The organism is Paraburkholderia sp. (genome assembly GCF_036488505.1).
Classification (GTDB): Bacteria; Pseudomonadota; Gammaproteobacteria; order Burkholderiales; family Burkholderiaceae; genus Paraburkholderia.
Window position 1 is genome coordinate 1 of sequence record NZ_DASXHN010000152.1, and the last position, 10,830, is coordinate 10,830.

Below are 10,830 nucleotides of genomic sequence, written 5' to 3' on the forward strand. Positions count from 1 at the left end.
ATACCGAACGGCCATTCCATTCCGTGCGGACAGCTGATCCCCAAGAAAGCGGCGTGTGTGTTTGAGACGGCCCGTTACGAGCCTTTTTTAAAAATTCAAAGTCTGTTTTCGAGAGCTTACTATACGGGCGCCAGTTCGAAAACAATTATGCGAATTTAATCGGGGAGCCTTTGTCCATCAGGGTTTTGGCCGCACCACAGCAAATTATTCAGCCGACAAATAAAAGATACCGAACGCCGTTTTACAGCGGTTCGCGGCGAGGTAGTTCGTACCTTTTCGTTTAAACGATTATAGGTATTTTCTGCTGTGCCGTTTCAGCGCTGAAACATTTTTTTCCGGTTTCGGCCGCATTACCGGCTGTTATCCCAGCCGCATCCATACGTGTCAATGCATTGGGACCCATGGCACAAGTTTCGCTAAATGGCGTGCACATCGGAGACACACCATGCGCGTCGCTTTTGGCATCGAACTTATTGGCCGCACATCACGCTTCGCAATTCGCGCGGCGCTCGCTTCCGGCGGGCTGCCGCCGGCCACGTGCGCACAGGCAGCGCAAGCCGCGCCGGACCGGTCCGCCAGGCTGGCGGAACCCAACCCTACCCTCGCGAGCCGGTCGGCCAGTGCGCGACGTGCCGCGCCCGCCAGCACAGGTTGCGACGCCCAGCCGGTCGCGAGCGCCAGCCGCGCGCCGGACGATGCTGCATCGGTGAACGATATTTCGCTCGACGATCAGCTACTGTCGCGGCAACGCGCCGGCGCGCTTCGCATGTCGACGGTGGCCCCGACGCCGCGACTGATGCAAGCGGGCCGCAATCACGTGACGCTGTGGGACGAGATCGCCCCACCGTCGCCGCTGCCCATTCCGGTCGACGCCGCGCGTGCGGCCTAGGGCGATGTGCGAATGTGACAGAGCCTCGCGGCACGCCAACGCCGAACGGCGGACAGCCGGCGCGAGCCCCCGCGCGCCGCTCACGCGCGGGGGCGCCTCCCGCCGTCGGGTAGAATCGCCCGGTTACCCTCCCTTTTCCATTCGATGACGACGCTCACGCTGATCGTCGCTCGCGCCAGCAACGGCGTGATCGGCCGCGACAACGAGTTGCCCTGGCGACTGCCCGAAGACCTCCGGTTCTTCAAGCGCACCACGATGGGTGCGCCCATCATCATGGGCCGCAAGACGCATGAGTCGATCGGCCGGCCGTTGCCGGGACGCCGCAATATCGTCGTCACGCGCGATGCCACGCGGCGCTTCCAGGGCTGCGATTGCGCCACCAATCTCGACGACGCGCTGCGGCTCGCCGCGCAGGACCAGGCGCCGCAGGCGTTTCTGATCGGCGGCGCGCAGTTGTACGAGGAAGGGCTGCGTCACGCGGACAAGCTGATCGTCACCGAGATCGCCGCCGACTTCGACGGCGACGCGACCTTCCCCCCGATCGACAGGAACGTATGGGAAGAAATCGCGCGCGAAGCCCATCACTCGAACGCGCCAAACGATTTCGACTACGCGTTTGTCACGTATCAGCGCAGGGACGTGTGAAGGCCCCGCCGCCGGGTCTGAGCGGCCAGCTGCCCGCATGCACTGTGCAATGAAAAACGCCACGTAGCCTTCGTTGCGTGGCGTTTTCACTGATACGGGACTGCGCGGTCATACGAACCGCGCGCAATCCACGCGGCTTACTGCCCCGCGATCGTCATTTTCTCGATCAGCACCGAGCCAATCTGCTTCGTGCCGCGGGTGATCGTATCTGCGCCGATCGCGACGATATGGCGGAACATCTCTTGCAGCGTGCTAGCGACCGTGATTTCCTCGACCGGATACTGAATCTTGCCGTTCTCGACCCAGAAGCCCGACGCACCGCGCGAGTAGTCGCCGGTAACGTAGTTGACGCCCTGACCCATCAGTTCGGTCAGCAGCAACCCGGTGCCGAGCTTCTTCAGCATTTCCTCGAAGTCGTCTTGCGGGCGCGTATTGGTGCTGAGCAGCGACAGGTTGTGCGAGCCGCCGGCGTTGCCGGTGGTCTGCATGCCGAGCTTGCGCGCCGAATAGGTCGACAGGAAATAGCCCTCGACGACACCGTCCTTCACGACCGAACGCTGGCGGGTGCGTACCCCTTCCTCGTCGAACGGCGCGCTGCCCATCGCGCGCGCAACGTGCGGGTCTTCGACCACCTGCACGTGCGGTGCGAACACCGGCTTGCCGAGACTATCGACGAGAAACGACGTCTTCCGATACAGCGCGCCGCCGCTCGTTGCCTGCACGAACGCGCCGAGCAGCCCGGCCGCGAGCGGCGCCTCGAACAGCACCGGCACTTTGCGTGTGTCCAGCCCGCGCGCGCCGATGCGCGCGAGCGCGCGTTGCGCGGCGTAGCGGCCGACCGCTTCCGGATCGGCCAGTTCATCGGCGCTACGCGTCGATGTATACCAGTCGTCGCGCTGCATGTTGCGGCCGCTGCCGGCGATCGGCGCGCACGCGATGTAGTGGCGCGAATACGGATAGCCGGCGAGGAAGCCGCGCGATGTCGCGAGCACGAACTGCGAGTGCTGCGCTGACACGCTCGCGCCTTCCGAGTTCTTGATTTGTGGATCGGTTGCGAATGCGGCGTCTTCGGCGCGGCGCGCGATCTCGACCGCTTCGTCGGCCGACAGATTCCACGGGTGATACAGATCGAGATCGCGCGGCGCGGTTTCGAGCAGTTCGGCTTCGGCGAGGCCGGCGCAATCGTCTTCCGCGGTGAAGCGCGCGATGTTGTACGCGGCCGCGACCGTGTCCTTCAACGCCTGCGGCGAGAAGTCCGAGGTGCTCGCGTTGCCGCGCTTGTTGCCGATGAACACCGTCACGCCGACCATCTTGTCGCGGTTGTGCTCGATCGTCTCGACTTCGCCGCGGCGCACGGACACGGACAGGCCGTCGCCTTCGGAGATTTCGGTTGCGGCGTCGGTGCCGCCGAGCGCCTTCGCGTGACGGAGGATGTCCGACGCAATTTCCTTCAGTTCATCCTGGGTATGCGGAAAAAAGCGCTGCTTGACGTCCATGTCTGCTGCCATTGTCGTTGCCGTCCTGTTCGGGGCCGCGCGGCCCTGGGTATGCGCACCGTGTTCGCCCGAGGCCACGCGAGAGCGTGCGTATGGACACATCGGTGCGGGATAAATGCATCCCGCGATCATAGCAAGGTACGCGGCGCCCTACCTGGCATTCGCGGGCCGATACGTGAGCGCGGCGGGCACTTTGCCTGGCCTTGGCGAAGGCTCGTTTGCGCGGTCCGGGAACGACGTGGATCACGCGCAACGGCAACGCGAAAATCCGCCAGAGCCGGCGCGAGCCGCGCGGGTGCGGCACGTTACAATACGCGCCATGACACGCAAAACCCGCATTCAACCGATCGAATCCGTCGTCACCGAAGTCGACGAAAACGGCTACGACCGTCCGAGCAAATCCCAGCTCAAGCGCGACATGCAGGCGCTGCAGGACTTGGGCGCGGAGCTGATCGCGCTGCCCAAAGATGCGCTCAAGCGCATGCCGATGCCCGACAAGCTCGACGATGCGGTGCGCGAGGCGCGCCGCATCACCGATCACGAGGGCAAACGCCGTCAGCTGCAGTACGTCGGCCGCGTGATGCGCTCGCTGCTGGACACGGAAACCGCCGCGCTGCGCACCGCGCTCGACTCGTACAAAGGCATCAACAAGGCGGAAACCGCGAAGCTCCACTGGATCGAGCGCACCCGCGAGAAACTGCTCGCCGACGACGCCGCGCTGACCGAATTCATCCGCCACCATCCGAACGCCGATCCGCAGCAGGGCCGCACGCTGATCCGCAACGCGCGCAAGGAAGCGCAGCAGAACAAGCCGCCGCGCTACTTCCGTGAACTGTTCCAATGGATCAAGAGCGCGGCCGGCACGGACGCTGAAGCCGGCACCGGCGACTCGCATGACACCGACCTCCCCCCGGAACACGACGATGACGACCGCGACGCCTGATCAACGCAAGCAGCGCAACCATCCCGATGAAATCTTGATCGGCCTCGTGTCGATCAGCGACCGCGCATCGGCCGGCGTGTATGAGGACAAGGGCATTCCGACGCTGCGGGACTGGCTCGGCCACGCGCTCACGTCGCCGTGGCAGGTCGTCACGCGTGTGATTCAGGACGACGCGCCGACGATTTCGGCAACGCTGGTCGAACTGGTCGACGCAGTCGGCTGCGATCTGGTGCTGACCACCGGTGGCACCGGTCCGGCGCGCCGCGATGTGACGCCGGAGGCAACCCTGGCGGTCGCGACAAAGGAAATGCCCGGCTTCGGCGAGCAGATGCGGCAGATCAGCCTGAATTTCGTGCCGACCGCGATCCTGTCGCGCCAGGTCGCGGTGATTCGCGAAACGGGCGCGCACGCCGCGCTGATCGTCAATCTGCCGGGACAGCCGAAATCGATCAGGGAGACGCTCGAAGGTCTGCGCGATGCGAACGACGGCAATGCGCTGAAGGTCCCGGGGATTTTCGCCGCGGTGCCCTACTGTATCGACCTGATCGGCGGCCCGTATGTGGAAACCAACCCCGGCGTGGTCAACGCGTTCCGGCCGAAGAGCGCGGTGCGCGCTCCGCGGCAGGCTTGAGGCGAACGGCTGCACAGCCGGGCCACGCGGGCCCGGGCGTTTTTCCGTCGCTCAGTTGTCGCTCGCTTGTCGCTTATTTGTCGCTCGCCACGTCCGGTGCGGGCTGCGACGGCACCAGGAAGTGCTCGCGGTAGTACTTGAGCTCGTCGATCGACTCGTGGATGTCGGCCAGCGCCGTGTGCATCGCGCGCTTCTGGAAGCCCTTGTAGATGGTTGGCTGCCAGCGGCGGCACAACTCCTTCAGCGTGCTCACGTCGAGGTTGCGATAGTGGAAGAAGCGCTCGAGATCAGGCATCCAGCGCGCCATGAAGCGGCGGTCCTGGCAGATCGAATTGCCGCACATCGGCGATTTGCCTGGCGGCACGTACTGACCGAGGAATTCGCGGATCTGTCCGGTGGCGTCGGCCTCGTTGACCGTCGACGCCTTGACGCGATCGATCAGTCCCGAGCGGCCGTGCGTGTTCTGATTCCACTGATCCATTTTTGCGAGCGTCTCGTCGCTCTGGTGAATCGCGAGCACTGGCCCTTCGACCATCCTGTCGAGTGTCGAATTCGTCACCACCACTGCGATCTCGATGATGCGGTCGGTGTCGGGCTCGAGCCCGGTCATTTCCATGTCCAGCCAGACCAGATTCATGTCGCTGCGCACGAGCGGCGGCTGTTCGGTGGATACGAGGATGTCAGTCATGAAGGCAACCCTGAGGGCCGGGCGACGGGCTTCGCGCGAAGCCGCGCGCCGCGGCGCGTGTTGGTTTGAAATGGATTTGCGGTCCGCTGGCGGTGCGCAAGCGCGGGGCGGCGGCTTTGAGCGGTGCGGTTTGAAGCGTCGCCGCTTGGACCGCTGCCTGACCCGCTGCTTGCACCACTGCCTGCACCGCCGCTTGAGCTGCTGATTGTGCCGGTAACTGAGCCGCTCATTGAGCCGTATCGTCCCGCCGCGAGGCGCGAAGAAACATATAATTCTCGCATAGATACCACGGAATCCCCGGATGCCTACCCTGTACTTCACTGTCCTGTTCGTCGTCGCCGTCGTGGCGATGGTCGGCACCAAACTGTGGCTCGCGTCGCGGCAGATCCGCTTCGTCGCCGCTCACCGCGAACAGGTGCCGAGCCAGTTCGCCAACACCATCGCGCTCACCGCGCACCAGCGCGCGGCCGACTACACCGTCGAGCGCACGCGGCTCGCGATGATCGAGATCGTCGTCGGCGCGGCCGTGCTGATCTGGCTCACCCTGCTTGGCGGCGTGCAAACACTCGATTTCGCGATTTCCGGCTGGCTCGGCCGCGACTACGTCGGCCAGATTGCGCTCGTCGCCGCCGTGATCGCGATCACCAGCGCGATCGATCTGCCATTCGATTACTACCGGCAATTCGTGGTCGAGCAACGCTTCGGCTTTAACCGCATGAGCAAGCGCCTGTTCATGCTCGATCGGGTCAAGGGCACGCTGCTCGGCATCGCATTCGGTCTACCGCTGCTCTTTGTCGTGCTGTGGCTGATGAACCGCGCAGGCGAGTTGTGGTGGTTGTGGGCGTGGGTCGTATGGGTCGCGTTCCAGATGTTCGGCCTGTTGATTTTCCCGACCTTTATCGCGCCGATCTTCAACAAATTCGAGCCGCTGAAGGACGAAGCGCTGGTCAGCCGCATCGAGGCGCTGATGAAGCGCTGCGGCTTCGCCGCGAAGGGCTTGTTCGTGATGGACGGCAGCCGCCGCTCGGCGCACGGCAACGCGTACTTCACCGGCTTTGGCGCGAGCAAGCGCATCGTCTTCTTCGACACACTGCTGGCGCGCCTGTCCGGCCGCGAGATCGAAGCGGTGCTTGCGCACGAACTCGGCCATTTCAAACGCCGCCATGTGATGAAACGCATGCTCGTTACCTTCGCAATCAGCCTCGCGATGCTCGCGCTGCTCGGCTGGCTGTCGCGCTGCGTCTGGTTCTACGAGGGGCTCGGAGTGCGGCCGTCGCTTATCGGTGGCAATAGCGGGCTCGCGCTCGTCCTGTTCTTCCTCGCGCTGCCGGTGTTCATGTTTTTCGTCACGCCGCTCGGCAGCCTCAGCTCGCGCAAGCACGAGTTCGAAGCCGATGCGTTTGCCGCGACGCAGACCGATGCACACGATCTCGTCAACGCGCTCGTCAAGCTGTACGAAGACAACGCATCGACGCTGACACCGGATCCGCTCTATACCGCGTTCTACTACTCGCATCCGCCAGCCTCGCAGCGGATCGATCGACTGTTGCGGCACGCATGAGCGGCCGCGCCCCGAAGAAGACGCCGCGCGCGTCAGCCGGCACGCGCACGGGCGGGCTGGTGGTCGCCGCGCATGGCCGTCATTATCTGGTCGCGCCCGAGGACGGCGGCGCGTTTCTGCAATGCTTTCCGCGCGGCAAGCGCAGCGAGGTCGCGGTCGGTGATCGCGTGATTTACGAGCCGACTTCCGCGGACCAGGGCGTGATCGTCGAGATCGGCGAGCGGCGCAATCTGCTGTATCGCTCGGATCAGTACAAGTCGAAGCTGTTCGCCGCGAATCTCGATCAACTGTTGATCGTGCTCGCGACCGAGCCGCATTTCAGCGAGGACCTGCTTGGCCGCGCGCTCGTAGCGGCCGAGGCGAACGAACTGAAGCCGCTGATCGTGCTGAACAAGATCGACGTCACCGTCGCTCTGGAAGGGGCGCGCAGACGGCTTCAGGCGTACCGCGCGCTGGGTTATCCGGTGATCGAAGCGTCGATCCGGATGCAACCGGATGCGGCACGCGAGCTGTTGACCGAGCATCTGCGCGGTCACGCGACGCTGCTGCTCGGCCAGTCGGGCATGGGCAAGTCGACGCTCGTCAACCTGTTGATTCCGGATGCCGATGTCGCCACGCGCGAAATTTCGACCGCGTTGAACAGCGGGCGTCATACCACGACGTTCACGCGTCTTTATCCGCTGCCGGCCGCGGATGGCGCGGTCGCCGTCATCGGTTCGGCCGGTGCGCTGATCGATTCGCCCGGCTTCCAGGAGTTCGGTCTGCATCACCTGAGCGAAGGGCGGCTCGAACGCGCTTTCCCTGAGTTCCGGCCGCTGCTGCCGAACTGCCGCTTCTATAACTGCCATCATCTGCACGAGCCCGGCTGCGCGATTCTCGAGGCGGTCGCCGACGGCCGCATCCGCCGCGAACGGCATGCGCTTTATGCGCAGCTCGTGCATGAGGCAAGCCAGGTCGTCCGCTGATATGAAGCTGATGCGCGCGCCGAACCTGATTACCGGGCAGCATTGGGTCAACGTGCTCGCGACCGCGGGCATCGCTTGCGAGCTCCATAACCGTTATCTGAACGGCGCGCTTGGCGAGATTCCGGCCGATCAATGCGCGCCCGAACTGTGGCTCGTCGACGAGCGCGATGAAGCAATCGCGCGGCGGTTGATCGAAGCCGCATCGCAAGGGCCGGCGGCGGATGCACCCGGCTGGCAGTGTCAGCAATGCGGCGAGATGCTGGAGGCGCAGTTCACCGTGTGCTGGCAATGCGGGACCGCGAGAGATCCGTTGAAGAATTGATGCGGCAAGCGGCTGCGCGGCGGTGACCGCGCGGGGCGGTACGGTTATCAGAAGCGGAAATGACCGGACAAGGGCTGACACCGCGTTATTTTCTGGATCCCTTTCGGGATTGGATCAGCGAGCGCAATGGCATGGGTTAATGGCTGGGGCGCACACGAGCGACTGGCGGGACCCAATCGGAAAATAAAAATGCCGTTCAGCTGTTGCACTGAACGGCATGGTCGCGAGCCCAGGCTTTGCGCTGCTGCCGCGCCTTATTGCGAGATCACATCAAGCGAGCCACACCGCGATCGTCAGCATCAGCAGCAGGATCATCCACAGGATGACCGCGCGCCACACGAGACCCACCGCCGATTGCAGCGTGCGCGGCGTGCAGTCGTCGCCGACCTGCATTGGGCCGCCGTCCCCAGTCGCGAGTGCGTCCAGACTCGACGGCTCCGCGAGCGGTCCGGCAAGGCGCGCACCGAGCGCGCCACTGCCCGCGGCCAGCAACACGCCGTCGTTTGCATTGGGCCACTGCCGCGCGTGGTTGCGCCACGCGTAGATCGCATCCTCGAAATTGCCGACGATCGCAAAACCCAGCGATGTCAGCCGCGCCGGCGCCCAGTCGATCACGAAGAACGCACGCTGCGCGAAAGTCGAAAATGCCACGGTGCGATCGTCGGCCGGTCGCACCCATGCCCGCGCCAGATATTCGGCGCAGCGGTACAGCACTGCGCCGGCCGGACCGACCGGAATCAGAAACCAGAAGAACACGCCGAACACATGGCGGTGCGATGCGACCACCGCATGAATCAGCGTATGACGCACGATCTCGCTGACCGGCATGTCGACGGTGTCAAGCCCGGTCCACTCGTAGAGAATTTCGCGCGCGCGCGGCACGTCGTCGTTGTTCAACGCGAGATGGATGTCGGTGAAGTAATGGCTGAACTGCCGGAAGCCGAGCGTGAAGTACAGCACGACGACGTTCCAGACAAACGCGAGGAGGAAATGGATGTGATACAGCACGTAGTAGACGAGCGCCACCGCGAGCGTCCAGGGCACTACGACCACCAGCCATGCCAGCAGACCGTGACGTTGCTTGCCGGCGTCGAATCCCTGCGCTGCCGACTCCGCATGGTACTGAAGCAGCGCGGACACCGGGTTGGTCGGTGACAGCGCACGGGCCTGTTCAATGATCAGAGCCAGCAATACGGAGAAAAAAGTCATGCGATGCGCCGTGCTTTTTGAGTTTTGCGATTGTTTTATAACGATAGCACAGGGTCGGATGCGACTGAGCGCGGACGCGGACAAACCCGCGGCCACTGCGTCGACCACGCGACTTCGCCGGCTCGACGCGGACGATCGGCTTATGCGGCGAGGAAACGATACAGGTTACGCAGCATCGCCGCCGTCGCACCCCAGATGAAATGATGGCCTCGGATGGCAGTTGAAGCGTCTGCCTGCCCGCTCGGCTGCATCGCTCGTGCGGCTCGCTGTTGCTGCGCGGCTTGCGCGACCTCCACCGATTCGCCGCGTGGATAGGGCATCGCGAAGAAGCGTCGTTCGCCGCCCTCGTAGCGCAACAGGCGCTCCTCGTGATTAGCCGGGTTCATCAGGAACGCGAGCGGTACCTCGAAGACCTCGGCCACTTCGAGTGTGTCGATCTTTAGCGTGAACGGCGGATGCACGAGGCCGATCACCGGCGACACGCAAAAACCGGTGCCCGTCAGATAGTCCGGCAACGCGCCGAGAATTTCCACGCGCGACGCATCGAGACCGACTTCTTCCTGGGCTTCGCGTAGCGCCGTTGCGATCGCGTCTGCGTCGAACGGTTCCTGACGACCACCGGGAAAACTGACCTGCCCCGCATGATCGTTCAGATGGTCCGCGCGCTGCGTGAGCAGCACGGTCAGACCATGCTCGCGCACCACGAGCGGTATCAGTACCGCGGCCACGCGGGGGTCGAGATCGGTATTGCGCCACGGCGCGTCGGCGATTTTCTCGGGTGTCCAGGCAAAGCGCCGTTTGAAACGCGCACGCAACCCATCGGGCGTAAGACGCTCGCCGGCCACCGGCGGCAGATCGGCGCCGGTCGCGACGACGGGCAGGGATTCGGGCTCAAAGACGGGGCGGATCAACGGGTTCTCTGATAAGCGGGGACATGCCGCTATTTTGACCTGGCCAACAAAAAAGCACCCGCGAGGGGTGCTTTTTCTTACAGCATTTACGCTTGGGAAGCAGCGCGGTCTTTCGAGACCAGCTTTTCCTTGATTCGAGCCGACTTGCCCGAACGCTCGCGCAGGTAGTACAGCTTCGCCCGACGCACATCGCCACGACGCTTGACGACGATGCTCGCCAGCAGCGGCGAATACGTCTGGAACGTACGTTCAACGCCTTCGCCCGACGAAATCTTACGGACGATGAACGACGAATTCAGACCACGGTTACGCTTGGCGATCACGACGCCTTCGTAAGCCTGCACACGCTTACGCGTGCCTTCAACCACGTTCACGCTAACGATGACCGTGTCACCCGGACCGAAATCGGGAATGGTCTTTTCGCCGAGAACGCGCGCGATTTCTTCCTGCTCAAGTTTTGCAATCAGATTCATCACTGACTCCTGGATCCATCTTGTCGGCGTTCGTACCTGCCTCGCGCTCACTTTGCTGCGCTTGGCTACGGCCCCGATAGAGGATGGGTTCACATCT

Annotated in this window: 12 protein-coding genes; 7 read left to right on the forward strand and 5 right to left on the reverse strand. The window is 63.8% G+C overall.

The window, feature by feature from the left end:
- Positions 1 to 445 precede the first annotated feature (445 nt).
- Together VGH68_RS08665 and VGH68_RS08670 are read left to right on the forward strand one after the other, a co-directional pair.
- Positions 446 to 889 (forward strand): hypothetical protein, encoded by a 444-nt coding sequence (locus VGH68_RS08665; protein WP_331603170.1) that lies wholly within the window; start codon positions 446 to 448, stop codon positions 887 to 889.
- A gap of 144 nt (positions 890 to 1,033) precedes the next feature.
- Positions 1,034 to 1,534 carry a dihydrofolate reductase gene (locus tag VGH68_RS08670; RefSeq protein WP_331603172.1) on the forward strand — a complete coding sequence of 167 codons (501 nt, stop codon included), beginning with the start codon at positions 1,034 to 1,036 and terminating at the stop codon, positions 1,532 to 1,534.
- Between the two features lie 137 nt (positions 1,535 to 1,671).
- Here VGH68_RS08670 and pmbA read toward each other — a convergent pair whose 3' ends face one another.
- Positions 1,672 to 3,042, reverse strand: a complete 1,371-nt coding sequence (gene pmbA / locus VGH68_RS08675) for a metalloprotease PmbA (RefSeq protein WP_331603173.1) — start codon at positions 3,040 to 3,042, stop codon at positions 1,672 to 1,674.
- A gap of 307 nt (positions 3,043 to 3,349) precedes the next feature.
- Between pmbA and yjgA the strand changes: the two genes are divergently transcribed.
- Both yjgA and mog read left to right on the forward strand, forming a co-directional pair.
- On the forward strand, positions 3,350 to 3,973 hold the full coding sequence (gene yjgA / locus VGH68_RS08680) for a ribosome biogenesis factor YjgA (RefSeq protein ID WP_331603174.1): 624 nt from the start codon (positions 3,350 to 3,352) through the stop codon (positions 3,971 to 3,973).
- Complete coding sequence (gene mog / locus VGH68_RS08685) at positions 3,954 to 4,604, forward strand: molybdopterin adenylyltransferase (RefSeq protein ID WP_331603175.1); 651 nt, start codon at positions 3,954 to 3,956, stop codon at positions 4,602 to 4,604. Before yjgA ends, mog begins: the two co-directional genes overlap by 20 nt.
- 73 nt (positions 4,605 to 4,677) lie before the next feature.
- Here the strand turns inward: mog and orn are convergent, their stop codons facing one another.
- Complete coding sequence (gene orn / locus VGH68_RS08690; RefSeq protein WP_331603176.1) at positions 4,678 to 5,292, reverse strand: oligoribonuclease; 615 nt, start codon at positions 5,290 to 5,292, stop codon at positions 4,678 to 4,680.
- A gap of 301 nt (positions 5,293 to 5,593) precedes the next feature.
- On the opposite strand from orn, the gene VGH68_RS08695 reads away from it, so the two are divergent.
- Genes VGH68_RS08695 through VGH68_RS08705 form a run of 3 tightly spaced genes read left to right on the forward strand, consistent with a single transcriptional unit; the run spans position 5,594 to position 8,140 of the window.
- Entirely contained in the window at positions 5,594 to 6,853 is a 1,260-nt protein-coding gene (locus tag VGH68_RS08695; RefSeq protein WP_331603177.1) for a M48 family metallopeptidase, read from the forward strand.
- Positions 6,850 to 7,818, forward strand: a complete 969-nt coding sequence (gene rsgA, locus VGH68_RS08700; RefSeq protein ID WP_331603178.1) for a ribosome small subunit-dependent GTPase A — start codon at positions 6,850 to 6,852, stop codon at positions 7,816 to 7,818. Before VGH68_RS08695 ends, rsgA begins: the two co-directional genes overlap by 4 nt.
- 1 nt (position 7,819) lies before the next feature.
- Positions 7,820 to 8,140 carry a DUF2007 domain-containing protein gene (locus tag VGH68_RS08705; RefSeq protein WP_331603179.1) on the forward strand — a complete coding sequence of 107 codons (321 nt, stop codon included), beginning with the start codon at positions 7,820 to 7,822 and terminating at the stop codon, positions 8,138 to 8,140.
- A gap of 270 nt (positions 8,141 to 8,410) precedes the next feature.
- Here VGH68_RS08705 and VGH68_RS08710 read toward each other — a convergent pair whose 3' ends face one another.
- The 3 genes from VGH68_RS08710 to rplS all read right to left on the reverse strand — a co-directional run bounded on the left by VGH68_RS08710 (position 8,411) and on the right by rplS (position 10,733).
- The gene (locus VGH68_RS08710; RefSeq protein WP_331603180.1) at positions 8,411 to 9,349 is read right to left on the reverse strand and encodes a CobD/CbiB family protein; all 939 of its coding nucleotides are present in this window, start codon (positions 9,347 to 9,349) and stop codon (positions 8,411 to 8,413) included.
- A 140-nt stretch (positions 9,350 to 9,489) separates the two neighbouring features.
- Entirely contained in the window at positions 9,490 to 10,260 is a 771-nt protein-coding gene (locus VGH68_RS08715) for a CoA pyrophosphatase (protein WP_331603181.1), read from the reverse strand.
- 86 nt (positions 10,261 to 10,346) lie between these two features.
- Positions 10,347 to 10,733, reverse strand: coding sequence for a 50S ribosomal protein L19 (gene rplS / locus VGH68_RS08720; protein WP_013090115.1), 387 nt, complete (start codon positions 10,731 to 10,733; stop codon positions 10,347 to 10,349).
- Positions 10,734 to 10,830: the final 97 nt, after the last annotated feature.

Coding starts and splice junctions, on each gene's coding strand:
- VGH68_RS08670 (WP_331603172.1), top strand. CDS start 1,034: ATGACGACGCTCACGCTGATCGTCGCTCGCGCCAGCAACGGCGTGATC.
- orn (WP_331603176.1), bottom strand. CDS start 5,292: ATGACTGACATCCTCGTATCCACCGAACAGCCGCCGCTCGTGCGCAGC.
- mog (WP_331603175.1), top strand. CDS start 3,954: ATGACGACCGCGACGCCTGATCAACGCAAGCAGCGCAACCATCCCGAT.
- rplS (WP_013090115.1), bottom strand. CDS start 10,733: ATGAATCTGATTGCAAAACTTGAGCAGGAAGAAATCGCGCGCGTTCTC.
- VGH68_RS08705 (WP_331603179.1), top strand. CDS start 7,820: ATGAAGCTGATGCGCGCGCCGAACCTGATTACCGGGCAGCATTGGGTC.
- VGH68_RS08665 (WP_331603170.1), top strand. CDS start 446: ATGCGCGTCGCTTTTGGCATCGAACTTATTGGCCGCACATCACGCTTC.
- rsgA (WP_331603178.1), top strand. CDS start 6,850: ATGAGCGGCCGCGCCCCGAAGAAGACGCCGCGCGCGTCAGCCGGCACG.
- VGH68_RS08695 (WP_331603177.1), top strand. CDS start 5,594: ATGCCTACCCTGTACTTCACTGTCCTGTTCGTCGTCGCCGTCGTGGCG.
- yjgA (WP_331603174.1), top strand. CDS start 3,350: ATGACACGCAAAACCCGCATTCAACCGATCGAATCCGTCGTCACCGAA.
- pmbA (WP_331603173.1), bottom strand. CDS start 3,042: ATGGCAGCAGACATGGACGTCAAGCAGCGCTTTTTTCCGCATACCCAG.
- VGH68_RS08710 (WP_331603180.1), bottom strand. CDS start 9,349: ATGACTTTTTTCTCCGTATTGCTGGCTCTGATCATTGAACAGGCCCGT.